Source organism: Streptomyces sp. AF1A (assembly GCF_047340315.1).
GTDB lineage: Bacteria > Actinomycetota > Actinomycetes > Streptomycetales > Streptomycetaceae > Streptomyces.
In genome coordinates, this window is record NZ_JBLEBI010000053.1 from 1 (window position 1) to 25016 (window position 25016).

At 72.1% G+C, this 25016-nt stretch carries 22 protein-coding genes and 1 pseudogene; 12 read left to right on the forward strand and 11 right to left on the reverse strand.

Annotation, left to right across the window (positions count from 1 at the left end):
* Both ACLU3S_RS16995 and ACLU3S_RS17000 read right to left on the reverse strand, forming a co-directional pair.
* The coding region (locus ACLU3S_RS16995) for an FAD-dependent oxidoreductase (RefSeq protein WP_413952705.1) at positions 1–1231 on the reverse strand (1231 nt) is incomplete at its 3' end.
* Between the two features lie 88 nt (positions 1232–1319).
* On the reverse strand, positions 1320–1937 hold the full coding sequence (locus tag ACLU3S_RS17000; protein ID WP_413952706.1) for a TetR/AcrR family transcriptional regulator: 618 nt from the start codon (positions 1935–1937) through the stop codon (positions 1320–1322).
* A 121-nt stretch (positions 1938–2058) separates the two neighbouring features.
* Between ACLU3S_RS17000 and ACLU3S_RS17005 the strand changes: the two genes are divergently transcribed.
* The 3 genes from ACLU3S_RS17005 to ACLU3S_RS17015 all read left to right on the forward strand — a co-directional run bounded on the left by ACLU3S_RS17005 (position 2059) and on the right by ACLU3S_RS17015 (position 5051).
* Complete coding sequence (locus ACLU3S_RS17005) at positions 2059–3651, forward strand: FAD-binding oxidoreductase (RefSeq protein WP_413952707.1); 1593 nt, start codon at positions 2059–2061, stop codon at positions 3649–3651.
* Between the two features lie 33 nt (positions 3652–3684).
* Positions 3685–4584: a diacylglycerol kinase family protein gene (locus ACLU3S_RS17010; RefSeq protein ID WP_413952708.1), complete on the forward strand. Its 900-nt coding sequence runs from the start codon at positions 3685–3687 to the stop codon at positions 4582–4584.
* A gap of 113 nt (positions 4585–4697) precedes the next feature.
* Positions 4698–5051: an NUDIX hydrolase gene (locus tag ACLU3S_RS17015; RefSeq protein ID WP_413952709.1), complete on the forward strand. Its 354-nt coding sequence runs from the start codon at positions 4698–4700 to the stop codon at positions 5049–5051.
* Positions 5052–5074: 23 nt separating this feature from the next.
* Here ACLU3S_RS17015 and ACLU3S_RS17020 read toward each other — a convergent pair whose 3' ends face one another.
* Positions 5075–5473, reverse strand: coding sequence for a thioesterase family protein (locus tag ACLU3S_RS17020; RefSeq protein WP_413952710.1), 399 nt, complete (start codon positions 5471–5473; stop codon positions 5075–5077).
* Positions 5474–5582: 109 nt separating this feature from the next.
* Here ACLU3S_RS17020 and ACLU3S_RS17025 point away from each other — a divergent pair, with 109 nt between their 5' ends.
* The gene (locus tag ACLU3S_RS17025; RefSeq protein ID WP_413952711.1) at positions 5583–8066 is read left to right on the forward strand and encodes an ATP-dependent Clp protease ATP-binding subunit; all 2484 of its coding nucleotides are present in this window, start codon (positions 5583–5585) and stop codon (positions 8064–8066) included.
* A gap of 7 nt (positions 8067–8073) precedes the next feature.
* Here the strand turns inward: ACLU3S_RS17025 and ACLU3S_RS17030 are convergent, their stop codons facing one another.
* From ACLU3S_RS17030 to ACLU3S_RS17045, 4 genes are all read right to left on the reverse strand, one after another.
* A complete protein-coding gene (locus ACLU3S_RS17030) occupies positions 8074–8568 on the reverse strand; it encodes a GreA/GreB family elongation factor (RefSeq protein ID WP_413952712.1) in 495 nt (164 codons plus the stop codon).
* Between the two features lie 246 nt (positions 8569–8814).
* Entirely contained in the window at positions 8815–9405 is a 591-nt protein-coding gene (locus ACLU3S_RS17035) for a YdeI/OmpD-associated family protein (protein WP_413952713.1), read from the reverse strand.
* 153 nt (positions 9406–9558) lie between these two features.
* Complete coding sequence (locus ACLU3S_RS17040) at positions 9559–10323, reverse strand: SDR family NAD(P)-dependent oxidoreductase (protein WP_413952714.1); 765 nt, start codon at positions 10321–10323, stop codon at positions 9559–9561.
* Between the two features lie 419 nt (positions 10324–10742).
* Positions 10743–11735, reverse strand: coding sequence for an SDR family NAD(P)-dependent oxidoreductase (locus ACLU3S_RS17045; RefSeq protein ID WP_413952715.1), 993 nt, complete (start codon positions 11733–11735; stop codon positions 10743–10745).
* A 97-nt stretch (positions 11736–11832) separates the two neighbouring features.
* On the opposite strand from ACLU3S_RS17045, the pseudogene ACLU3S_RS17050 reads away from it, so the two are divergent.
* Positions 11833–12405 (forward strand): annotated as a pseudogene (locus ACLU3S_RS17050) (cytosine permease); the annotation flags it as partial.
* 19 nt (positions 12406–12424) lie between these two features.
* Entirely contained in the window at positions 12425–12550 is a 126-nt protein-coding gene (locus ACLU3S_RS17055; protein ID WP_413952716.1) for a hypothetical protein, read from the forward strand.
* 609 nt (positions 12551–13159) lie between these two features.
* On the opposite strand, the gene ACLU3S_RS17060 is transcribed toward ACLU3S_RS17055, so the two are convergent.
* Together ACLU3S_RS17060 and ACLU3S_RS17065 are read right to left on the reverse strand one after the other, a co-directional pair.
* Positions 13160–13744, reverse strand: a complete 585-nt coding sequence (locus ACLU3S_RS17060) for a TetR/AcrR family transcriptional regulator (RefSeq protein WP_413952717.1) — start codon at positions 13742–13744, stop codon at positions 13160–13162.
* A gap of 160 nt (positions 13745–13904) precedes the next feature.
* A complete protein-coding gene (locus ACLU3S_RS17065) occupies positions 13905–14378 on the reverse strand; it encodes a nuclear transport factor 2 family protein (protein ID WP_413952718.1) in 474 nt (157 codons plus the stop codon).
* On the opposite strand from ACLU3S_RS17065, the gene ACLU3S_RS17070 reads away from it, so the two are divergent.
* From ACLU3S_RS17070 to proS, 5 genes are all read left to right on the forward strand, one after another.
* Positions 14329–14910 (forward strand): TetR/AcrR family transcriptional regulator, encoded by a 582-nt coding sequence (locus tag ACLU3S_RS17070; RefSeq protein WP_413952719.1) that lies wholly within the window; start codon positions 14329–14331, stop codon positions 14908–14910. The genes ACLU3S_RS17065 and ACLU3S_RS17070 overlap by 50 nt on opposite strands.
* Positions 14911–15059: 149 nt before the next feature.
* Positions 15060–16019 carry a quinone oxidoreductase family protein gene (locus ACLU3S_RS17075; RefSeq protein WP_413952720.1) on the forward strand — a complete coding sequence of 320 codons (960 nt, stop codon included), beginning with the start codon at positions 15060–15062 and terminating at the stop codon, positions 16017–16019.
* Between the two features lie 148 nt (positions 16020–16167).
* Positions 16168–17646, forward strand: coding sequence for an MFS transporter (locus ACLU3S_RS17080; protein WP_413952721.1), 1479 nt, complete (start codon positions 16168–16170; stop codon positions 17644–17646).
* 253 nt (positions 17647–17899) lie between these two features.
* On the forward strand, positions 17900–20125 hold the full coding sequence (locus ACLU3S_RS17085) for a SpoIIE family protein phosphatase (RefSeq protein WP_413952722.1): 2226 nt from the start codon (positions 17900–17902) through the stop codon (positions 20123–20125).
* A gap of 78 nt (positions 20126–20203) precedes the next feature.
* Positions 20204–21616: a proline--tRNA ligase gene (gene proS, locus ACLU3S_RS17090; RefSeq protein WP_413952723.1), complete on the forward strand. Its 1413-nt coding sequence runs from the start codon at positions 20204–20206 to the stop codon at positions 21614–21616.
* A 204-nt stretch (positions 21617–21820) separates the two neighbouring features.
* Here the strand turns inward: proS and ACLU3S_RS17095 are convergent, their stop codons facing one another.
* Positions 21821–23173, reverse strand: coding sequence for a chloride channel protein (locus ACLU3S_RS17095; RefSeq protein WP_413952724.1), 1353 nt, complete (start codon positions 23171–23173; stop codon positions 21821–21823).
* A gap of 319 nt (positions 23174–23492) precedes the next feature.
* The gene (locus ACLU3S_RS17100) at positions 23493–24170 is read right to left on the reverse strand and encodes a GAP family protein (RefSeq protein WP_413952725.1); all 678 of its coding nucleotides are present in this window, start codon (positions 24168–24170) and stop codon (positions 23493–23495) included.
* A 210-nt stretch (positions 24171–24380) separates the two neighbouring features.
* On the opposite strand from ACLU3S_RS17100, the gene ACLU3S_RS17105 reads away from it, so the two are divergent.
* Complete coding sequence (locus ACLU3S_RS17105) at positions 24381–25001, forward strand: class I SAM-dependent methyltransferase (RefSeq protein ID WP_413952726.1); 621 nt, start codon at positions 24381–24383, stop codon at positions 24999–25001.
* Positions 25002–25016 lie beyond the last annotated feature (15 nt).

A 25016-nucleotide genomic window follows, 5' to 3' on the forward strand; every position in this document is an offset into this window, starting at 1 on the left:
CGCGGGCCTCGGCCGCGGCGTCCACGGCGTCCTCGGCCATCCGCCGGTAGGTGGTCAGCTTGCCGCCGACCACGGTCGTCACACCGTCTGGAGAGGTCAGCACCGCGTGCCGCCGCGAGATGTCGGAGGTGCGGACCGATGCACCGCCCGCCGAGGTGTCCAGCAGGGGGCGCAGACCGGCGAAGGCGCCGACGACGTCCTCCCGGCCCACGGGCGCCTCCAGGGCCGATCCGAGGACGTCCAGCAGGAAGCCGATGTCGCTCTCGGGCACCTCGGGCACGTCCGGTATCCCGCCCTCGACCGGCTCGTCGGTGAGGCCGACGTAGACCCGGCCGTCACCCTGGGGCAGGACCAGGACGAAGCGGTTGGTCTCGCCGGGGATCGGGATGTGCAGGCCGGCCGGCAGCGCGCCGAGCCGTTCCGAGCGCAGCACCAGGTGGGTGCCGCGCGAGGGCCGGATGCGGATGCCGTCGACCAGGCCGCCCGCCCACACGCCGGTGGCGTTGATCACGGCGCGGGCCCTGATCTCGCCCTCCTCGCCGGTGAGTTCGTCACGGATGCGGGCACCCGTGCCGGTCAGCTCCAGCACCCTGACCCGGGTCAGGACCCGGGCGCCGTGCGCGGCGGCCGTGCGGGCCAGCGCGGTCACCAGCCGGGCGTCGTCGCTCACCCGTCCGTCCCAGGACAGCAGGCCGCCGCGCAGCCCGGCGGCCCGCACCGAGGGCGCGAGATGCCGCGCCTCCGTCGCCGACAGCCGGCGCGGGGCGGGCAGCAACTGGCGCGGCGTCCGCGCGGCCAGCCGCAGCACGTCGCCCGCCCGGAACCCGGCCCGGGCCAGCGAGGCATGGGCCTTGGACACCATCGGGGTCAGCGGCAGCACGAACGGCTGGGCGGCCACGAGATGCGGGGCGGTACGGGTCATCAGCACCCCCCGCTCCACCGCACTCTCGTGCGCCACGTCGAACTGCGCGGACGCCAGATAGCGCAGCCCCCCGTGGATGAGCTTCGAGCTCCAGCGGGAGGTGCCGAACGCCAGGTCGTGGGCGTCCACCGCGACGACGTCCAGGCCGCGGGCGGCCGCGTCCAGGGCGACGCCGGCCCCGGTGGCGCCGAGCCCGACGACCAGGACGTCGGCCACCCCGCCGTCCGCGGCCTCGGCCAGTTCCCGGGTGCGCCGGGGTGCGTTGAGGGACGAGCCCGGCACGGCCTCCACGGTCTCGGTGTGGCTCATCGTGGCCTTCTCTCGCGGATGCCCCGGTCTTCGGGCCGGGGAGGAAATGAAGCGCCTGCGGAGCAGGGCGGGGGAAGTGGGGCGGAAGTCAAGGCGTGAGCGCCCTCTCCAGGAGGGTGCGCAACTCGCCCAGGAAGGCGGCCGAGTCGAGCTCCGGATCCTTCTCGTCGGTCATTGTGCGCAGGGACAGTGTGAAGGACTGCACGGTCAACAGCAGGGCGCGGGCCTGCCGTTCGGTGTGCCCGGGGCGCACGGAACCGTCCGCGTGGCCCTCGCGCAGGGAGTCGGCCAGCAGCGCCAGCAGCGCCTCCTGGCTGGCTCCGCGCCGGTCGAGCACGTAGGGCAGGAGCAGCTCCGGGTCGACATCGACGATCTTGCGGAAGAGGGGGTGCGCCCGGAACGCCTCCACCCCCGCCACCAGCCCCTCGACGATCCGGGTGCGCGTGTCGATGCCGGGCGCGGCCTCGGGGATCGCACGGGTGGCCACGCCGATCCACTCCCGCGTCATCAGGTCGCCCACCAGCGTCCGCAGGTCCGGCCAGCGCCGGTACAGCGTCATCCGGGAGACGCCGGCGCGGCGGGCCACGTCGGCGAGGGTGGTGCGGCGGACCCCCACGGCCAGCACACAGTCGCGCACCGCGTCGAGCACGGGATCGCTGTCCGAGCCGTTGGTGCCGTCCGAACCGTTGTGACGAATAGGCGTCATGTGTCACAGTGTAACGCCCCGGGGGCCGGGCGGAAGCAGCAGACCGTCGCCGTCGCCCGGCGCACGGCCCACGAGCCGCCGCGCGAACCGAGCACACCGACCTTGTGAGGACGACCGTTCAATGGACATGCTGTGGAACGGCTGGGGCGACCCGGCCAAGGCGGCACCGCTGCCCGAGACGGTGACCGGGTTGCTGCGCGACCTGCTCGGCGTCAAGCCGCGCACGACCCCCGCGCTCGCCCTCGAGGACATCCGCCTGCCCGACAGCACGGCCGCCCCCGCCGCCCTGAAGGCGCTCGCCGAGGCCGTCGGCGGCGACGCACACGTGCGCACCGATGCCTGCAGCCGCATCCGGCACACCCGCGGCAAGTCCACCCCCGATCTGCTGCGCCTGCGCGCCGGGGACGTCTCGGACGTCCCGCAGGCCGTGGTCCTGCCTGGCTCACACGACGAGGTCCTCGCCGTCCTGCGGGCCTGCGCCGCGCACGGCCTGGCCGCCGTCCCCTTCGGTGGGGGCACCTCCGTCGTGGGCGGTCTCGCCCCCCGGCACCGCGCCTTCGTCGCCCTGGACCTGCGCCGCATGAACGGCCTGCTCGACCTGGACCCCGTCTCCCGCACCGCCGTTCTCCAGCCCGGCCTGCGCGCCCCCGACGCCGAAGCACTGCTCGCCGAACGCGGCTTCACCCTCGGCCACTTCCCGCAGTCCTTCGAGTGGGCCACCATCGGCGGCTTCGCCGCGGCCCGCTCCAGCGGACAGGCCTCCGCCGGATACGGCCGCTTCGACGAGATGGTCCTCGGGCTCACCCTCGCCACCCCCGAGGGCACCGTAGAGACGGGCCGCGCCCCGCGCTCCGCCGCCGGCCCCGACCTGCGCCAGCTGATCCTCGGCTCCGAGGGCGCCTTCGGGGTCATCACCTCCGTCACCGTGCGCATCCGCCCCCTGCCCGAGACACGCGTCTACGAGGGCTGGCGGTTCGCCTCGTTCGACGAGGGCGCCGCCGCACTGCGCAGGCTCGCCCAGGACGGACCCCGGCCGACCGTGCTGCGCCTGTCCGACGAGACCGAGACGCTCATCGGCCTCGCCTCGCCCGACGCGATCGGCTCCGGCCTGACCCAGGGCGACGCCGGATGCCTCGCGATCACCGGCTACGAGGGCACGGCCGAGGACACCGCGCTTCGCCGCGAGCAGGCCGCGGCCGTCCTCACTGCCTGCGGCGGCACCCCGCTCGGCACCGAACCCGGCGAGCGCTGGGCCCACGGCCGCTACTCCGCGCCCTACCTGCGCGACGCCCTCCTCGACGCCGGCGCCTTCGCCGAGACACTGGAGACGGCGGCGTTCTGGTCCGGCATCCCCGACCTCTACACGGCCGTGCGCACCGCGCTGACCGACACCCTCACCCGGGCCGGCACCCCGCCCCTGGTGATGTGCCACATCTCCCACGTGTACGAGAACGGCGCCTCGCTGTACTTCACGGTCGTCAGCGCCCAGGGCGAGGACCCGGTGGCTCACTGGACGCCCGCCAAACACGCGGCCAACGAGGCCGTGCTCGCCGCCGGCGGCACCATCTCGCACCATCACGGGGTGGGCACCGACCACCGCGACTGGTACGTCAGGGAGGCCGGAGAACTGGCCGTCGAGGCACTGCGCGCCGTCAAGCGCCGCCTGGACCCCGCCGGGCTGCTCAACCCCGGCGTCCTGCTCCCCACCGACTGACCCACCTGACCCGCCTGCCCCGGAGGCACACCGATGCGACAGTTCACCGCCGTCGTCAACCCGACCGCGGGCGGCTCCACCGCGGCGGCCTCGCTGCTCCAGGTGGCCCGCCTGCTGAGGGAGGCCGGGGCCGGGCTGGAGACGGAGTACAGCCAGAGCCTGGCCCACGCCCAGGACATCGCACGCCGGGCCGGCGAGCGCGGCCGGATCGTGCTCGCCGTCGGCGGCGACGGCGTCGCGGGCGGCATCGGCGGCGCGCTGAGCGGCACCGGAGGCGTCCTCGGCCTCGTGCCGGCCGGCCGCGGCAACGACTTCGCCCGTGCCCTGGACCTGCCCACCGAGCCCGCCGCACTCGCCGACATCCTGCTGCACGCCGAGCCGCACCCTGTCGACACCATCGAGGTGGAGTCCGCCGTCCACCCGCGCACCGTGGTGCTGGGCAGCGTCTACGCCGGCGTCGACGCGGTGGCCAACCGGCACGCCAACCAGGCGCGCCTGCTGCGCGGGTCCGCCTCCTACTACGCGGGCGGCCTGCGGGCCGTCACCACCTGGCGGCCGGCCGACTACCGCGTCACCGTGGACGGCGAGGAGCACGCCCACCGCGGGTACACGGTCGTCGCCGCCAACTCCCCGTACTACGGCTCCGGCCGGCTGATCGCCCCCGGCGCCCGCGTCGACGACGGCCTGCTCGACGTCGTGATGATCCGGGAGGCGCCGCGCCGGCTGTTCTTCACCCTCATGAACGACCTGAAGACCGGTGCCCACGTGCACCGCCCCGAAGTGCGCGTCCTGCGCGGCAGGGAACTGCGCATCGAGGCCACCCGTCCCGTCCCCTACGGCGCCGACGGCGAGGTGGAGGCCACCCTGCCGGTGACCGTGCGGGTCCGGCCCGGGGACCTGCCGGTGCTGTACCGGCCGAGCGGCACCTCCTGATCCGCTGGGCCGGCCGGCGCCGGCGCATCACCGCCCGGCACCGGGGTACGAGACCAGCACCCGGCCGTGCGGCCGGGGATACCCGGGGGGCGACCGGGGGAGAGGCGTCGGGCATGGCACAGGAACAGGCCGAGGGCGTGGTCGTGGCGGTCGTCGTGTACGACGGGCGCGTGCTGCTGGTGCGGTCGGGGAGCGGCTGGGAGCTGCCCTCGGGCGGCCCGGAGCCGGCCGAGACGCCAGAGGCCACCGCGGCCCGCGTCGTCCACGAACGGACCGGTTACCTCGTCGACGGCTCGGCGACGCTGGACGGGCCACCGGCCGTGGTGTGCCAACTGCTGAGCGAGGAACCCTCCGAGGCCGCCGGGCCGACGCCGGAGCGGGCCCGCTGGACGCCGATCGAGGAGACGGCCGGGACGCCGATGCCCACGGCCGTACGCGACTACCTGCGCGGCCACACACCTGCGTGATCCGGTGACCGGCACCGGCCCGGTCACCGGTCCGGTGCGGGATCCGGTGCCACGAGGAACCCCTGCCGGTCGACGATCGCCCGGTCGATCTGGCCCTCCGCGACCGGCCGCCCCGAACCGTCGGCGGCCCGCGCCCGGAACGAGGGCCGCCGGCCCGCCGCACAGGCCGGAGGTGCCTCCACCGACGCCTCCACCCGGCCGCCCACCCGTGTCGCCCGCACGTGCCGGGCGCGGACCGCGGTCCCCACCGTCGTCTCGGCCGCCCCCGCCAACGGCGCGGCGGCCCGCACCCTCACCGCCTCCCTCCACGCGATCCGCCGCGGGGTGGAGAGCACCGGCACCTCACCGCTACCCACCGTCAGCGCGGTGCCGGACTCGGTCACTTCGCGGCGCAGCACCCCGCGCCGGCCCGGCGAGGGCACCCCTCGCGCGCCTGGCGCGGCCGGGGAGCGGCAGCACCCGCCTCGGCTTGCGGGGCACACCCCCTCGGGGTTCAGTGAATAACCGACCCCTTGTGCACCAGGAGCTGTCATGTCGATGTCGTTCGGCGCGCCGTTCGGTTCCCAGGATCCCTTCAGCGAACTGCTCAATCGCTTCTTCGGGATGTCGCCGGCGTCCTCGCCTCCCGCGGTGCAGCGCGTCCCGATCGGACGCCTTCTGACGGAGTCCTCGCAGGAACTCCTCAACCTGGCCGCGCAGAAGGCGGTCGAGGACGGCACGGCCGACCTCGACACCGAGCACCTGCTGTGGGCGGCGACGAAGGTCGACCCGTCGCGCAGGCTCCTGACCCAGGTGGGAGTGGATCCCGACCGCCTCGCGGGCGAGATCGCCGAGGCCCTGCCGCGCGAGGCCGGCCAGCCCTCCGCACAGCCGGGGCTCACGCCGGCGGCCAAGCGCACCCTCGGCGCCGCCTACGCCCGTTCCCAGGCGGCCGGGGCGTCCTACATCGGCCCCGAGCACATCCTGAGCGCGCTGCTGGGCGACAGCGACACGGGCGCCGCCCGGCTGCTGCGCGCCGAGGGCCTGGACACCAAGAAGCTGACGCGCCTCGCCGAACAGGCCCCCCGCACCGACAGCCTGGCCGCCGAACGCAAGCAGCCGGCCACGACACTGGACGAGTTCGGCCGGGACCTGACCGAAGCGGCCAGGGCCGGCCGGCTCGACCCGGTGGTCGGGCGGGCCGACGAGATCGAGCAGACCGTCGAGATCCTCTCGCGGCGCTCCAAGAACAACCCCGTGCTCATCGGCGAACCCGGCGTCGGGAAGACCGCCATCGTGGAGGGACTGGCCCAGCGCATCGTCGCCGGCGAGGTCCCCCACACCCTGAAGGACAAGCGGGTCGTCGTGCTCGACCTGTCCGGCATGGTGGCGGGCGCACAGTACCGGGGCCAGTTCGAGGAGCGGCTGAAGAAAGTCATCGAGGACGTCCAGGCCGCCGGCGGCGACATCATCCTGTTCATCGACGAACTGCACACGGTCGTCGGCGCCGGGGCGGCCGGCGAGGGCGCCATGGACGCGGGCAACATGCTCAAGCCCGCACTGGCGCGCGGGGATCTGCAGGTGGTGGGCGCCACGACCATCGACGCGTACCGCAGGTACGTCGAGAAGGACGCCGCCCTGGAACGCCGGTTCCAGCCGGTCATGGTGCCCGAGCCCACCGTGGAGGAGACCGTGCAGATCCTCGAGGGCCTGCGCGACTCCTACGAGGCCCACCACCAGGTCCGCTTCGACGACGGGGCCCTGGCGGCCGCCGCCGAGCTGTCGGACCGGTACATCACGGACCGTTTCCTGCCCGACAAGGCCATCGACGTGATGGACCAGGCGGGCGCCCGGGTGCGGCTGCGCCGCGCCGGCCGCTCCACCGAGGTCGTCAGCCGCGAGGACCGCATCGCCAGGCTCCGCCGCGAACTCGAACAGGCCGTGACCGCCGAGGACTTCGAGAGGGCCTCCGAGCTGAAGCGGGAGATCGCCGAGGTGGAGGGCGAACTCGCCGGGATCGAGGAGCGCCGCGAGGGCGTCGTCTGCGTCACGGCCGGCGACATCGCCGACGTCGTCTCCCGGCGCACGGGCATCCCGGTCTCCCAACTCACCGCCGGCGAGAAGGAAAGGCTCCTGAAGCTGGAGGAGGAGATGCACGCCAGGATCGTCGGCCAGAACGAGGCCGTCACCGCGGTCTGCCAGGCCGTACGACGCAACCGCGCCGGAATGGGCGACCCGAACCGCCCCGTGGGCTCCTTCCTCTTCCTGGGCCCCACCGGTGTCGGCAAGACCGAACTCGCCAAGGCCCTCGCCGCCCTGCTGTTCGGCGAGGAGGACCGCATGATCCGCTTCGACATGAGCGAGTTCCAGGAGAAGCACACCGTGGCGCGCCTCGTCGGCGCCCCTCCCGGATACGTCGGCTACGAGGAGGCGGGCCAGCTGACCGAGAAGGTGCGCCGCCGGCCCTACAGCGTGGTGCTCTTCGACGAGGTGGAGAAGGCACACCCGGACGTGTTCAACACGCTGCTGCAGATCCTGGACGACGGCCGGCTGACCGACGCCCAGGGCCGAACCGTCGACTTCCGGCACTGCGTCGTCATCATGACGTCCAACATCGGCGCGCACCGCATCCTCGACCACAAGGGCGATGTCACCGACCTGAAGGACGAGTTGATGGACGATCTGCGGGGCCGGTTCCGGCCGGAGTTCCTCAACCGCATCGACGACATCATCGTCTTCCACGCACTGACCGAGGAGGATCTGTCCGAGATCGTCGACCACCTGCTGGACCGAAGCAAGCACCGGGTGCACGCCCAGGGGCTGCGGCTGGAGGTCACCGAACCCGCCAAGAAGCTGCTGATCGCGCACGGCCACCAGCCGGAGTTCGGCGCCCGCCCGCTGCGGCGCACCATCCAGGCGGAGCTCGACAACCGCATCGCCTCACTGCTGCTGGGCGGCGAGGCCGAGCCCGGGGACACCATCGTCGCGGACGTGGTCCACGACTCCCTGCACTGCGCGGTGCGCAAGAGCGAGTGACCGGTCCTCACGCCTGCGCGGACCCGCCCGGGGCGTCGCCGGACCCGCCGATCGACACCACGACCGCGCTGGCGTGCCCGTCGGGTGTGTCGTACTGGACGGTGTCGCCGGCGCGGCAGCCGAGCAGGACACGGCCGAGCGGGCTGTCGGCGGTGACGAGGCTCTGGTCCAGCGCGTCGGCGACCTCGCCGATCTGCAGGGTCTCCACCTCGCCGTCCTGGAAGCGAACGGTGACGGTGCTGCCCACGCCGACCGCGTCGGTGCGCGCGGGACCGGCCGGCTCCGCCTGCTTCAGCCGCTCGGTGATGTCGGCGATACGACGGTCCAGGCGGTCCAGCTGATGGGCGCGCTGCAACTGCTCCGCCTGGTCGGCCTGGTCGCCCACGTCGGTGGCGTCCTTGAGCGTTCCGGCGACCATCGTGCGCTCCGCGTGCAGGTCGGCGAGCTCCTGCTCCAGCGCGCGCCGGGCCTCGGCGCTGATCGGCTCGGCGGCACCGGACATTCCTGCTCCTTAGGCGGGCGGGGGCTCTCCCTGCGCATCGTAAGCGGTGGAGAGGCGGAAGATCCGGAGATATCGTGATGGTGCGTGTGTTCCGGATCTTTTCCGGATGAATGCCCTTGTTCCTCCGCTCTCACCAGGAGGTCCGCATGTCCTCGAAGCGACGCCGCAAGAAGAAGTCCCGGCGCAACCACGCGGCGAACCACGGCCGGCGCCCTCAGTGCTGACGCGCCTGCGCCGGGGAGCGGATCAGGGATGGATCTTCCGCTGCTCGGCGAGCATGGCGACGAACTTCGCGATGCGCGCCGCCCGGGTCTCGGCCTTCTTCGCGTCCTGCACCCGGTACAGGACCGCGTACCGGTTGCGGCTGTCCAGCGTGGCGAAGAACGCCGCGGCCTCCGGGACGGCGTCCAGGGCCGCTCGGAGGTCGTCGGGCACCGTGGCGCTGCTCTGGCCGGCGTAGGCCGCCTCCCAGCGGCCGTCCGCGCGGGCCTTCTCCACCTCCCGCAGGCCGGCCGGCCGCATCCGGCCCTGTTCCGTGAGCCGCGCGACCTTCTCCCGGTTCACCTGCGACCACCTGCTCCCCGGCCGGCGCGGGGTGAACCGCTGCAGCCAGTGCCGCTCGTCCAGCTTCCTCTTCCGGCCGTCGATCCAGCCGTAGCAGAGCGCCGACTCCAGCGCCCCCGCGTAGTCGACGCCGTCGAGTCCCGAGTCCTTCCGGGGGATCTTCAACCACACCCCCGGGACGTCCGCGTGGTTCTCCTCCAGCCACTTCTCCCAGGCCTCCTGCGTGGCGAAGGCGAGCACCGGTTCGGCCGTGTTCTGCGCTGCGTCGGACATGGCTCCCATGAAAGCAGGAGGCCGTGCGGCACGCCCATGGGCAAGGGCGGGGGCCGATGCGCCGGCGCCGCCCACATCGGTCCGCCCAGCCGCTCGGCCGGCCGCGCCACGTCGTCGAAGAGCCCGGCCGTCGATGCCACCGCCCAGGACGCGTCAGGTGTTCTCCAGGCCGCCGTCGACGGTGAGGACCTGACCGGTGACCCACTCCACAGCCGGATCCGCAAGCCGGACCACCCATCCGGCGATGTCCTCCGGCCGACCTCGGCGCCCGAGGGGGATGCGGGCGGCTTCGGCATCCTTGATCTGCTGGACATCGGCCGGAGAGAGGCCGGATGCCGCCAGCGCGCTGGTCTCGACGGGCCCCGGAGCAACCGCGTTCACCCGGATCCCGTCCGGTGCCAGCTCCAGTGCCCAGCTCCGGGTCAGGTGCTCGATCGCCGCCTTCGAGGCGCCGTAGTGGCCGGCCAGCGCGAGCGGACGGTGTCCGAAGGTACTGGCGATGTTGACGATCGACCCTCGTGACGTCCGCAGGTACGGCAGCGCGGCGCCGGCCAGCAGACTGGGGGCGGTGACATTCGTGTCGAGGATCTGTCTGACGCGGTCGTACGTCACCTCGTGCAGCGGCATCGACAGGAAGACCCCGGCGTTGTTGACCAGGACGTCCAGCCGACCCCAGCGGTCCACGGCGGCTCGGACGATCGCCTGAGGGGCCTCTTCCTCCGTGACGTCGCGGCAGATCGTCTCGATGGGCTCATGGGCGGCTGCCAGCTCGGCGAGAGCTTGCTCATTGCGACCGACACCGAGGACGGCCGCGCCCGCGTCCGCGAAGGACACGGCGACCGCGCGGCCGATACCCGATCCCGCACCGGTCACGATCACGACTCGGCCGGTGAAGTCGACTGCCAGATGATTCGACACGGTAGAACCTTTCATCCGTTGTTCGTGAAGTCGTGAAAGTTCGAAAAATTTGCGAAAGGCGGTAAACGCCGGTAAATGGTGGGACCGCCTGCTCGCCCGGCCCTCAATGGAGCGCCTTCACGACTCGGACGCGGCGCGGGCCGCACCCCGGCGATGCGGAGGTCAGAGACGAACGACGGCATCGACACTCACGGCGCACACCCCGACAACGCGGCCGTCGGCACCTTCCGGCTTGTGGTTCCCAGTCATCGAATCCGTGTCCTCACAGGTGGAGACAGGGCGATTCAAGGTGCGGAAACACGACACCCGCCGCACTGGGCAGTGGGCCCTCACGATTACCGTTCCGTTCCTATTTGCACCTTTTGAGTCTTTGACCGGACGGGACTCCGACCTGTGACACGGCCGTGCGTGACCGCCCGTCAGGCCCCGTGGTGCAGGGCGGCCGCGGCGTACTCCCAGAGCCGGTCGGCCGCCTCGGGGTCGAGGGCATGGGTGGCCACGCCTCCGGACCGGTCCTCCTCGCCGGCCCCCACGACCAGGGCCTCCTGGCAGTCCTCGAAGTAACGGCCCGTGACGCCGTCCAGCAGTGGAGAGGCGGCCAGCAGGACGGACGTGGCGGCCCCCTGTGCCGGGCTCTTGTAGAAGGACGGCGGTGTCAGGTTCCCCTCCCCGTCCATCACGCCGAACGCCCGCATCGTCTCGTCGTCCAGGTGCCTCTGCAGCCCGGTGAGGATGAAGCCCGGGTTGAGGGCGTTGGCCGTGATCGCGTCACCCGCCCAGCGCCGGGCGCCCACCGCGAGGAGGACGTCGGCGCTCTTGGACTGCCCGTACGCCGTCCAGGGGTCGTAAGACCGCCGCTCGAAGTGCGGATCCTCGAAGTCGAAGGGCGTGCCGAGGTGGGCGCCGGAGCTCACGACCACCAGCCGGGCCGCGCCGGAGGCGCTCAGGGCGGGGTGCAGTCCGGTGGCCAGGGCGAAGTGACCGAGGTGATTGGTGGCCAGCTGCATCTCCCAGCCGGAAGGGGCGAGGACGCGCACGGGAAGGGCCATGACCCCGGCGTTCGCCACGAGAATGTCGAGCGGCCCGTCCCAGGCCCGCACGAACGTGTCGACCGATGCCGTGTCGGACAGGTCGAGCGCCGCGGCCCGCACCGGGCCCGTGCCCGGGACCCCCGTGAGTTCGCGGACGACGGCGGCGGCGGCCTCGGGGCGGCGCGTGGCGATGGTGACCTCTGCGCCCGCGCGGGCCAGCGCCCGGACGGTGTCGGCTCCGATCCCCGAGGCCCCGCCGGTGACGACGGCCCGCCGCCCGGAGAGGTCGACGCCGTCGATCACCTCCTCGGCGGTGGTGTCGGCGGTGAAGGGCGTGGTAAGTGGAGCAGTCGGTGGAGTAAAGGGGGCAATGTGCGTCATACGCCCCAAGCTAGGCAGCCTCTCCCGGACGAACTATGGCTGAAAGTCCACCTTTCTTGAGCGAACGTCCGAACGGAGGGGGAAGGGGAGCCGCTCCGTGACGCCGCCCGGCACGAGGCGTCCCGCAGTCCCTTCCCGCGTCGGCTCGCCCGGTTCATGGCCGACGTCCGGGGCGAACTCGTCACTCCCGTGCAACTCCCGCCGGGTCCCACGTGCCGGCGAGAACGCCGACCGCAGCGCGACGCCGCTGGACCTGTTCCGGGTCGCCTTCGGCGGCGCGAACACCTTCTCCACCTGCGTCCTCGGAGCCGTCCCGATCCTGTTCGGCCTGTCCTTCCGGCAGGGCCTGGCCGCCACCGTCCTGGGCGTCGTCGCGGGCGCGCTGATCCTGTGCCCGATGGCCGTGTTCGGGCCGGTCAACGGCACCAACAACGCCGTCTCCTCCTCGGCGCACCTCGGGGTGCACGGCCGGGTCGTCGGCTCGTTCCTGTCCCTGCTGACGGCGATCGCGTTCTTCTCGATCTCCGTGTGGAGTTCGGGCGACGCGCTCGTCGGCGGCGCGCACCGGCTCTTCGGCCTGGAGCGCGGCACCCTGTCGTACGTCGTCGCCTACGCGCTGTGCGCCGGGCTGGTCCTCGCCGTGTGCGTGTACGGCTTCCGGTTCATGCTCCGTGCCGCTGGGCACCGGGATGCCCGTCCATCCCGGTGACCCCGAGGTCACCATCGGCCCCGCGCTGCGGGCACCGGCCGACGGCGTCAACGTCCTGCGGCTGCACCTGGGCTCGCAGTCCGGCACCCACGTCGACGCCCCCTAGCACGTGGACGACGCGGCTGTCGAGGAGGCCAGAGCCCAAGCTCTCTGCCTCCGTCAGGAGTTCGCCGCCGCGGCAGAAGCTCTCACGCGGGTACGCGACGACTTCCGGGGGGCTGCCTTGGCGGGCGCCGTCCTGGACGATCTGCCCATGGTGGGCATCACCTGGGACGTGGAGACTACGTGGCCCTTGGGCTGGCAGGACCATATCCGGCACGCTTCGGACGGATCGGGCCCGGGGTGTACGTGGTGCGCGCGGATCCTCACGAGGTGCTTGCCCCCAGCCACACGTAGTCCTGGCATTCCTCATGCTCCAGCCGTAGGTGGTGATCTTCATGGTTGGAGAGCGGCTTGGTGTCGGTAGTGGCTCTGGCGGGCGCGGGCTTGGTGGCGTCTTCGCCAGGTGGCCGGTGCGGCGGGCCGTGGTCGGCGGCACGGCTCCTGCGTGTCCAGTGGCCGACCGTGGAAAGGTGGTTCGGCGTGGTCTGTTTCGATCACGCAGGCGCTCGAGCGGCGAGCCGCCACCGGGGCATCGCAGTATCTGGCGTGTGACGGTTCGGCGGTCGAGCGGAGCGGTCACCGCGCTCGCATCCCGAGCGCGGACGCAAAGTGATCAGACGGCTGCCGCGACGTGCGCAGCCACCACGAGTTTCGCCGCCGCCTTCGCCTCGGCCACCACGGCTCGGTCCTGCAGCAGCCGCCCCGAGGCCAGCGCGCCGTCGATGAGCAGGCCGATGTGTCGAGCCAGGCTCTCAGCGTCCCTGGCCCCGGCGCGCGTACCGAGTTCGGTCAGCCAGGTCTGCCGGTGCGCCGAGTGCTGTTTCGTCACGGCATGCGCTTCGGAGCCGGCTTCGGCTTCCACCGCGGCGCTGATGAACGGGCAGCCGAAGAATCCATGGCGGTCGAAGGCGTCGGTCAGGGCGTCGAAGAGGCCCACCAGCTGCTCGCGCGGATCGTCCCCCGCACGTTCGGCCGCTGCCGACAGTTGCGCCAGCCACGAGGCGTCCGTCCTGCGGAGGTACTCCGCCACCAGCTGATCCTTGGTGCGGAAGTGCGCGTAGAGAGTGGACTTCGCGACCCCGGACACCTCGATGACCTGGTCGATACCCACCCCGCGGAGGCCATGGGTGTAGAACAAGTCCGCCGCAGCGGCGAGGATCCTGTCCTCGGACTTCGTCTTGCGGATCTTGGTTGCCATGATCAGCCCTCCCTAATCGAACAGACTAGTACGTCTTTGCTCGTGGAGGCAATCGTGCGGCGAGCTCCCCTGGGCCCGGCACGAGGAACGCCCCGCCCCGACGCCTTGCGCTCGAGCGGGCGTAGCCCGTCATCCGTGGGGACGCGTCGGCTCGAACCGTTCAGCGCTTGTCGGCGGCGGGCGGCGTCCAGTTGGGGACGTTGTCCACGCGGAAGCGGCTCAGCACGGTGCTGCTGATGTACCACGTGCCCTTCACCCTGCGGTAGGTGTCGTGGTACTCGCCGTAGCCGTGCAGACCGGTCTTGTAGCTCGAGCCGGGCGGGAAGCTGAGGTAGTCCTCCATGGCCCAGGTGCCGACGGCGGTGTCGCCGTTCACCGTGATCTCGGGGAGGAAGCCCTGATGGGCGGTGGGGGCGGTGCCAAGGATGGCTGCGGTCTTCTCGGCGAGTTCCTTCCCGCTTATTTGGAACGCACGGTCAAGAAACGTGGAGCGTGACCCGCGTCTCGACGTCCCGGCGGGGGTGCCTTGCGGGCGGCATCGGATTACTTGACCGATCGTTCCTGATATGGGTACGGTCTCTGGCATGGCACGCGTCAGGGAGTTCGATACCGAAGCGGCCGTGGAAGCGGCCATGTCCGCCTTCCGCCGCAAGGGTTTCGAGGGGACCTCGGTCCAGGATCTGGTGGACGCCACGAAGGTGGGCCGTGGTTCGCTCTATGCGGCGTTCGGCAGCAAGGAGGGCCTGTATCGCGCAGCGGTGGACCGCTATCGCGAGCGTTATGCCGATCCGTTGGTCGAGGTCCTGCGCAGTGGTGCGCCCGCTCGTGAGCTGCTGCGCGAGGTCTTCGTCGACCTGGTCGACGAGATCGTCCGGGACGGCAGCCGTCAGGCGTGCCTGATCGTCAGTGCCGCCTCCGAGCGGATCCGTTACGACGCGGAGGTCGGGCGGAGCGTCCGCGGAGCCACCGGAGCTTTGGAGGACGCCCTGACCGACCTCATTGCGGAGGCGCAGAAGCAGGGTCAGGTGGGCGAATCGAAGGGTGCGCGGGACCTCGCGCGCTTCTTTGTGGCGACCATGCAGGGGCTGCGCGTCATGGGCGCCATCGAGCCCGACCGCCGGTCCTTGATGGCGTCGGTGGAAGTGGCCCTGTCCTCGCTTGACTGAGGCTCGGTCCGTCGGGCGGGAATCGTCCGCCCGGTGTCTGTGACGAGCTGAGAAACACCCCGTCCGCAGCGGGCGACGGGTGTGACCAAATAATGTAACGATCGGTCAAGATTTTTTGGGTCGGTCCGCGCATCACCCAGGAGGTAGCGGTGAAAGCAGTAGGAGTGGCCCGATTCGGCGGCCCGGAAGCCCTCGACGTGTTCGACGTGCCCGATCGCCACGCGGGCCCCGGCCAGGTGCGCATCCGCGTGCGCGCCGCGACGGTCAATCCCGGCGACCGGTATCTGCGCAACGGTTCGCTCGGTGCGAATGCGCCCGCGCCGCCGTACATCCCGGGTATGGAGGCCGCCGGCATCGTGGACGAGATCGGTGCGGGCACGGTGACCGACCTGCGCATCGGCGATCGCGTCATGGCCGTGGCCATGCCCACCGCCCGCGGAGGCGGCGCCTATGCCGAATATGTCGCCGTGCCCGCACGGTGGGTCACCCGCGCACCGGCCGGCTCCAGCCATGCCGAGGCGGCGACCCTGCCCATGAACGGTCTCACCTCCCGGCTGGCTCTCGACCTTCTGGGCCTGACAGCCGGTGGGACGCTTGCTGTCACCGGCGGAGCGGGTGCGGTCGGCGGATACGCCGTCCAGATGGCGAAGGCCGACGGGATCAAGGTGATCGCGGACGCCTCGCCCGCCGATGAACCTCTGCTGCGCTCGCTGGGCGCGGACGTCATCGTCCCCCGCAGCCAGGATGTCGCCGCGCGCATCCGGGAAGCCCTCCCCGACGGCGCGGACGCAGTCCTGGACGCAGCAGTCGTCGGATCGGCTCAGGTGGCCGCGGCCGTACGCGACGGCGGCGCGATCGCCACCGTTCTGGGTGAGGGCTCACGCGCCGTCAGCCCCGCCGAACTGCGGCGCCGTTCGCTGACGTGCCACATGGTGTTCGTACCCGAGTACATCGGCGACCACGGCAAGCTCGAACGTCTGCGGGAGCAGGCCGAGGCGGGCGACATCACGCTGCGGGTGGGCCGTACGTTCGCCCCCGAGCAGGCATCACAGGCACACCACCTGATGGAGGCCGGCGGCACCCGAGGCCGGCTGGTCCTGGAGTTCTGACCCCTCGTCCCCCGCCGTCACGCTCGGCCCTTCTCCGGTTCCACCGACCAGGCCCGGCCCCGAGGCCTCCCCGGGGCCGAGCAGGCGCCCCGAGCACCACCCGGCCTTTTCCAGCACCCCGAAGCACATACTGATTGAGACCAGCTCCATGCAGTCAACAACCCCGCACCCCGATCCGCGCCGCTGGGGCGCGCTGATCTTCATCTCGACAGCCCAGCTGATGGTGATCCTCGACTCCGCGATCATGAACATCGCGCTGCCGTCCGCCCAGCACGCGCTGCACTTCTCCGACGACGGACGCCAGTGGGTCATCACCGCCTACGGTCTGGCCTTCGGCGGCCTGCTGATCCTGGGCGGCCGACTCGGCGACATCATGGGCCGCAAGCGGGCGTTCACCATCGGCCTCATCGGCTTCGCCCTCGCCTCCGCCCTCGGCGGCGCGTCGGTGAACCTGCCCATGCTGCTGACCGCGCGGGCCGCACAGGGCGTCTTCGGCGCGCTGCTCGCGCCGGCCGCGATGGCACTCATCTCGCTGGCCTTCACCGACCACAGGGAACGGGCCAAGGCTTTCGGCATCTTCGGGGCCATCGCCACCGCCGGCGGCGCCCTCGGTCTGCTCCTCGGCGGCGTCCTCACCCAGTTCCTCGACTGGCGCTGGGCCCTGCTCATCAACATCCCCATCGCCGTCATCGGCATCATCGGCGCGATGAGCGTCGTTCACGACGTTCACACCGAGCACGCTCGCGCCCGCCTCGACATACCCGGCGCCATCCTCGCGACGCTCGGTCTGGTGGCCGTGGTCTTCGGCTTCTCCCAGGCCGAGATCTCCGGTTGGGGCTCTGGCACCACCGTCGCGATGTTCGCCGTGGGCCTGGCGCTGCTGATCTCGTTCCTCGTCGTCGAAGGAAAGATCAAGTCCCCGCTCCTGCCGTTGCACGTCCTGACCGAACGCAACCGCGCCGGCGCCTACCTCTCCGTGGGCCTGGCTGTCATCAGCATGTTCGGCATGTTCCTCTTCCTGAGCTATTACATGCAGCTCGTCAAGGGATACTCGCCGCTCCGGACGGGCCTCGCGTTCCTGCCCCTCGCGGCCGCCCAGGTCACCGGTTCCATGGCCATCGGTGCCCGGCTGACCGCCAAGGTCCGCCCCGGCCTGCTGATGGCGGCCGGCTACCTGGTCTCGGCGGCCGGCGTCCTGCTGATGGCCCTTCTGCAGACGGACAGCTCCTACGGCATGCTGGCCGTCGCCGAGATCATCACCGGTCTCGGTATCGGCACCGCCTTCATGCCGTCCATGAGTCTGGGCACCCACGGCGTCGAGCCGAAGGACGCCGGCGTGGCCTCCGCCATGGTCAACACCTCACAGCAGGTGGGCGGTTCGGTCGGCACCGCACTGCTCAACACCATCGCCGCCAGCTCCACGGCCACGTATCTGCTCGCCCACGCCCACACCGCGTCCAGTACCAGAAGCGCGCTCGTGCACGGGTTTTCCACCGCGTACTGGTGGGGCGTCGGCTTCCTGGTGCTCTCCGCGGCCATCTCGCTGTTCGCGGTCGATGCGCCCAAGCCGGGACACGCCCCGGCCGCAGACGAGGCCGACGCCGCGGAACCCGTCGCGATGCACTGACGGCCCAACCCGCCGGATCGGGGGTCGGCCTCTCGGAAACGATGTAGCTTCGGCCGACCCCGTCCGCCGGAGCAGCACCACCGGTACCACCCGGTGGTGCCGTTCCGGTCGAGTCGGCCTGATCCGCACGGCGGGGTCTGACGGGCGGAGGTAGTGTCGGTGGCATGAGGTGCTGTCCCCTCATCGCGGAGGGGCACCGCGTGACCATGGCAGCGCGGCGTCGCTCGGGCACGGCGGCAGGGCGGAAGGCATCATGAGCAACCTTCCGCAAGAGCCGGGAAACCTCAAGGATGCGCCAGTCGTCACGGCTGGGCTCCGTGACGTGCTGGTGGCGTCGTTGTCGGACGCACTGACCATGCCCGGGGTCCTCGCCGGCATCGTCTACCTGGTCGAACCGCAGCGGTCGCAGCTGAAGGCGGCAGTGATCCAAGGCTCGGTGCCCTTCCTGTTCGGTATGCCCGACGTCATGCCCGCCGATGCCGACCACGCCTCCGCCACGGCGTGGCGGACCGGCGCATTCACGGTCACCGGCGCACCCGCCCCGGAACCGGGCGGCGCAGAACCACCCCGCCTGATCCCGTTCCCCTACTGCGCCGCCTCCGTGCCCCTGGTGTCCGGCAGTGGTCAGCGGTACGGGGCGCTGACGCTCATCCGCCCTCTGGTCCCCGGGGAGACGTGGGTACTCAGCCCTGCCCAGCGTGCCGCACTGGACGGTGCCGCGGAGCGCTTGGCTGCGCACCTGGACACGCTGGCGGCACAGGGCGTGGCCGTGGCGCCGGGCCCGAACGTGGTGCTGGTGGGGGGCCTGGACAACTACGGCGACATCGAGATGCAGACGTCCGGCTGGGGCGCGCCGGGCGCGCCGGGATCCGCAGGTCTGTCGCTCATGTACCAGGTGCACAGACTGAGCACCCGGCTGACCCAGCTGACAAGCCTGGACGAGATCATCTCCGTTGTGGTGGCTCGCGTCATGATCCCGTTCGGCGCGAACGGAATCGTCGTGGGCCAGATCACCGACGAGCGATTGTGGATCGTGGGAGCCAGTGGGGCGGGCACCGCCCTGATCCGTGAGCTGCACGGAGCGAGCCTGGCGGTGGGCAGTCCCTGGGCCGATGCGGTCCTGACCCATTTTCCCCGGTTCTTCGACAGCGCCTCGGCGCTCCGGCAGCATTACCCCGATGCGTACGACGTCGACGACGCCGTACGCGGTTGGGCCTTTCTCCCGCTGTGCGTGGGATTCCATCCCGTGGGGGTCTGCTGCCTCACGTTCGCCGACGAACGCACCCTCACCGCCGAGGAGCAGGTCGCTCTGATGATGCTCGCGGACCTCCTCGCCTCGGCGGTGGAACGGGCCAGGCTCGCGGCCTACGAGCACACCCTGGCGGAGAGTCTGCAACGCACGCTGCTGCCGCGGTCGCTGACCGCGCTGCCCGGCGTGGTCACCACCGCCCGCTACGTTCCAGCCCGGGCGGAGGCCGGCCTGGGCGGCGACTGGTACGACGTGCTGCAGTTGTCCGACGGACGCATCGCACTGATCGTCGGTGACGTGGAGGGCCACAGCACCGACAGCGCCATCGTCATGGGCCAGTTGCGAAGCGCGGTGATGGCCTACGCCAAGGAAGGACACGATCCCGCGGCGGTGCTCAGCAGGGCGGGGCGACTCCTCGCCGAACTGGACACCGACCTCATTGCCACGTGCTGCGTCGCGTTCCTCAACGTCGAGGACGGGGTCGTCGAGGCCGCACGGGCGGGCCACCCCGCGCCGTTGCTGCGAGGTCCCGACGGGCGGCTGGAATACCTGGACGTCGTGGCTGGTGTGCCGCTGGGAGTCGCCGAGTGTGCGGGGACGAACTCCTCGACCGTCGTTCCCCCCGGCGCCACACTGATGCTGTACACCGACGGCATGTACCGAGTGCGGACCGGAGAGCTCTCCCGGTCGACGCTGGAAGTTCTGGCCGGCGCCGACGGCGACCTGGAGGAACTCGCGGACCAGCTGGTGGAGACCGCGGCTGATGGCCACGACGACCTGATCCTGCTGCTGGCCCGCTTCGAGGGTGGCGTGCCCGGAGCCAGCCGGCGGATCGAGCAGCTGGAGATCCCGCGGCATGACCTCGCGGGTGTGGCGGCTGCACGCCGCTTTGTCCGCGACTGTCTGGTGCGGTGGGACGCGGCGGAGGTCACCGACGCGCTGGAGGTGATCGCATCGGAAGCGGTCACCAACGCTCTCATCCACGCCGACAGCGCCGTCGACGTTCGCATGCGGGAGTACGACGACCGCGTACGGCTGGAGGTCCGGGACTCCGATGCGCATCCTCCTTTGCCATCGGCCATGTCCGTCTCGGACGAAGCCGAGCAGAGCAGTGCCGAGCACGGCCGGGGCCTGATGATCGTGGACAGTCTGGCCACGGCATGGGGCAGCTCGCCCCACGGACGGGGCAAGACCGTGTGGATGGAACTGCACAGCGCGAGAACACAGTGAAGAACCAGGCTCGCTTCGTTGCGGCGGCACGCCGATTATCGGCTCGCGCCCCGGCCCGCCGGGTCCTAGGCTCCCGCCATGGCAAAGGCACCCGTGCTCACCCCCCGGGCGGACGACTTCCCGCGCTGGTACCAGGACCTGGTCAACAAGGCCGAGCTGGCCGACAACGGGCCGGTGCGCGGCACCATGGTCATCCGACCGTACGGGTACGGCCTGTGGGAGCGGATGCAGCAGGAGATGGACGCCCGCATCAAGCGCGCGGGCGCGCAGAACGCCTACTTCCCGCTGTTCATCCCGCAGTCGTACCTGACGAGGGAGGCCGAGCACGTCGAGGGCTTCGCGCCCGAGCTGGCCGTCGTCACCCACGGCGGCGGCAAGGAACTGGAGGAGCCCGTCGTCGTCCGGCCCACCTCCGAGACGATCGTCAACGACTACTTCTCCAAGTGGGTGCAGAGCTACCGCGACCTGCCGCTGCTGATCAACCAGTGGGCCAACGTGGTGCGTTGGGAGCTGCGGCCCCGCGTGTTCCTGCGGACGACCGAATTCCTCTGGCAGGAGGGCCACACCGCCCACGCCACGTACGAGGACGCCCGGGACTACGCCGCCCACATCCATCGCGAGGTGTACGCCGACTTCATGGAGCACGTCCTCGCCATGGACGTCGTCGCGGGGCGCAAGACGGCCAGGGAGAGGTTCGCCGGCGCGATCAACACCCTCACCCTGGAGGGCATGATGGGCGACGGCAAGGCCCTGCAGCTGGGCACCAGCCACGAGTTGGGCCAGAACTTCGCCAAGGCCTTCCACACCCGGTATCTGTCCAAGGGCGGCCGCGAGGAGTACGTCTGGCAGACCTCATGGGGCTCGACCACACGGATGGTGGGCGCCCTGGTGATGATGCACGGCGACGACGACGGTCTTCGGGTACCGCCCCGCCTGGCCCCGATCCAGGCGGTGGTCGTCGCCGTCAAGGACGACGCGGCGGTGGTGGCCAAGGTCCGCGAGATCGGCGAACGGCTGACCGCGGCGGGCGTACGCGTCCGTGTCGACGACCGCGCGGACACGCCGTTCGGCCGTCGGTCGGTCGACTGGGAACTCAAGGGCGTGCCCGTGCGCGTCGAGGTGGGGCCGCGCGACCTGGAGAACGGCACCGCCGTGCTGGTCCGCCGCATCGCCGGCGGGAAGGAGCCGATGCCGGTCGAGGCGCTCGTCGCGCGCCTGCCCGAGGTGCTGGAGGAGGACCAGGCGCTGCTGCTGGCCCAGTCCCGCAGGCGCCGCGAGGAGCGCACCGTCGAGGTGAGCACGGTCCAGGAGGCCGCCGAGGCGGCAGGCACCGGCTGGGCCCGCATCTCCTGGGCCGCCCTGGGCCCCGAGGGCGAGGCGTTCCTCGCCGAACAGGGCGTGTCCGTACGATGCCTGGTGGCGGCGGACGGTTCGGTCCCCGAGAGCGACGACCAGCCGGGCAACGTCGCCCTCGTGGCCCGCGCCTACTGACACTGCGGCCCCGCCACGCGGCCGCGCGTCCCTTCGAACCGTCACCCGAGAACGAACGGGAGTCGCACGGCCGGTTCCCCCCGTACCGCCTTCTCCGCCCGGCTCGGGGCACGTCGCCCCGTGCCCACCAGCGGCGCGTCCCTGTCGGACCAGGAGGCGGGGAAGGCGGCCGGCGCGCATCAGCGCTCCTCGGGGACGGCGGGCTCACGCACGGCCCTCGCCCGAAGGGGCCGGCACGTCCTGCGCAGGCCGGCGCCGGGCCAGGAGGTGGCTGCTCAGCACGGCGACGACGGCGGTCAGGACGATGAGCGGCATCTGGTCGTAGGCGTCGCGGCCGAGCAACAGGACGGCCAGGACCGAGCTGGTGAGCGGCAGGCCGGTCACGACCGTGGCCGCCGCCGTGATGCCCAGCGCGAACCCGGGAGTGACCCCGAGCCCGGGCAGGCCCGAGCAGGCCACGCCGGTGGCCACGCCGATCAGCACAGCCGGGAAGATCGGGCCGCCGCGCAGGCTGCCCAGGCTGATGCCCCACGCGAGCGCCTTGCAGGCGACCAGCGCCACCAGCGCGGGCACGGACCACGCGTGGGGCTGCTGGGCCAGCCGCGCGAGTGTGTCCTGCCCGGACAGCGCCACCTCCTCGGGCGAGCGGCCCGTGAGCAGCGCGTACACCGTCAGGCAGACGCCGACGGCCGTCGCGCACCACAGCGTGCGGGCCGCCGTGCCCCGGGCCGAGGTCCACGTGCAGGTCCGTTCGCCCAGCCGGTGCGCCGCCGTGACGATCGCGGCGACCAGCACGGCGGCGGGCAGCCCCCACAGGAAGTCGCCCGCGTCCGGCTTGGCGGCCGGCGGCACCGTCGGCAGCGCGAGGGCGCCGATGGACAGGCCCGTCCAGTGACCGAAGCCGGTGAAGACGAGCGCTCCCGCCCCGCTCGCGGCCAGGGAGGGCAGCAACAGGACGGCGAGCCGGGGCCCGGCGAGCCCGGCGGCTTCGACGACCATGATGGCGGCAACGACCGGCCCGCCGAGAATGGTGGAGATCGCCGCCGTCGATCCCGCGGTGGCGACCACCGACGTCGAGCGGGCGTCCACCGTCTCCCGCAGGGCGTGCAGGCCGAACAGGGCCAGCGCGGAGCCGACCGCCATCAGCGGCGCCTCGGGGCCGAGGGTCACGCCCAGCGGAAGCGTGAGCACGGCGGCCAGCACCACGCCGGGCAGGGCGGGTGGACCGACCGGCTTGCCGCCCAGCCCTCGCACCGGGACGTGCCCACCGCCGCCCGGCATCCGGGTGACGATCGGGGCGAGCACCAGCCCGGCCAGCGCGAGTGCGGGCAGCGGCCACCACCAAGGGGCCCGCCCGAGTCCCAACGTGTGCGGCAGCTCCTCCCACACCAGGTGCTGCAGCCAGCGCTGGAGCCCGACGAAGAAGAAGCAGGCGACCGCGATGGGCACGCCCAGGCACAGCGACAGCAGCAGAATCCGCAGGTACCCGCGCCCGAGCAGCAAGCGACCGGGATCGGCCTCGTCCGCGGCGGGGGACCGGGCGGCCGGGCCGCTCACGCGCGCCGCTTTCCGGGCGCGCTCGCCACGCCCGCCGCCCCGCGCCCACGAGGCCGCCAACAGCAAGGAGTCCGCGGGGCGTTGGGTGGACGGGCGCCCCGTCGGGCGGGTCGGTCCTGGTTCAGTCGGGTCGGCACGCGGGACGCCTCCCTCCGGCGGGCCGGACGCGGCGCATCGGGCGGTGGGCTTCAGTAAACGGCTGTCTCCCGGCCCCCGCATCTCGGGACCCCCACCCGTGTCGCCGACAGCAGCCGGGCCGCGCAGCGCGCGCGTGCCGCGGCGTCGTCGGCGCGGCCGGGACGTCTCGCACCATCCGTCCTCAGGACGTGAGCGCGTCGATCCCGTCGCCGAGCAGCTTGAGTCCGAGCACGAAGAAGAGAGCGGCCATGACGGCGACGTTGTGCTGTACGGCCCAGTCCCGCCAGCCGGTGAGGACGGTGGTGGCCCGCTCGCCCATGCACAGACAGACGGCCAGCGGCGCGAGGACTCCGAGGGAGGCGATGACCACGAAGATCGCGAGCGCCCCGATCTGCTGCGGCACGGCGATTCCGGCCGAGCTGACGGAGGCGCCGGCGGCGATGGTCAGGGGGGCGTTCTTGGCGTTCGCGGCCGAGAGCAGCAGCCCGAGTCCGAGCACCTTGACGGGCGTGAAGCGATCGATGGCCGCCATCCACTTCGGCAGCTGCGCCTGCGAGGGGTCGCGCGGACGCCGACGCCACTGCCGGACCGCGAACAGCGTGAGCAGCAGGCCGAGCGCCAGCTTGAGCGCCCCCACCCACGTGGCCGGGTGCCTGTGTGCGGACGCCCCGCCGCCGCCCCCCACCGCCAGCATGATCGCGCCGAGGGCGGAGAGGCCGAGCAACCAGCCGACGGCGAACAGGATGCCGTTCGGCCTTCCCCGCGGGGTGGCCAGGACGAGGATGAGCGCCACGACGGGGAGCGGACTGACCGCGACTGCGGCCGCCAGGCCGAGCACGTCACCGACGGCGTGTCCCACGACGACCTCCCGGGGTTCCGTGACTGATCGTCCGCCGCCGGATGCCTCCAGGCACGGTGTCCGTGCCGTACGGGTGAGTGGGGCCTGTGTCGTGCCCGGGCCGCTGGTGCTCGCGGTGTCCACCGTCGGGAAACCGGCCCCCGGAACGAGGAACCCCGCCCGCACACGGCCCGTCGTCCACCACCCCGGGACACGCCCTACGATCGCACCGTGACACAGAGCGCAACGCTGGCCGGAGCGTTCGACGAGCTGGCCGACAGCTACGACCACCGGCACCATGAGGACATCGCGCGTGCACTGATCGCCTGGGTCGCGCCGGGCGCGGATGAGGCGGTCGCGGACGTGGCGTGCGGAGCGGGGGCCGTCGCCAGGCAGCTCGCGCTCGGCCGGCCGGACGGCGCCGGGCCCGTTCTGGCCGTCGACCTGTCCGCCGGGATGGTCGCGGCAGGGCGGGACCGGGCCGCGGACCTGGGCCTCGAGTCGGCGATCGACTGGCGCGTCGGCGATGCCGTACCGCTGCCCGTCGCCGATCACTCCCTCGATGTCGTGCTCTGCGCATCGTCGCTGCACTTCCTGGGGCGGCGTGCACCGGCCGACTGGCTGCGCGCGCTGCGGCCGGGCGGCCGGGTGGGCTTCACACTGCCGCTGGCGACACACTTCCGCCCCTCGGGGCGCTTCGCGGCTCACGTCGCCCGCGATGTGCCGCTGCCGCGGACCGCGGAGGAGGCGAGCGCCTGGACGACGGCCTGCGGCTTCACCGAGGCCGCCTCCCGCGTCCACGTCCTCGGTACGCGGCAGGTGGTGGTGACCTCCGCGGCGGCCCCGGGCTGATGCCTGGACCGTCCG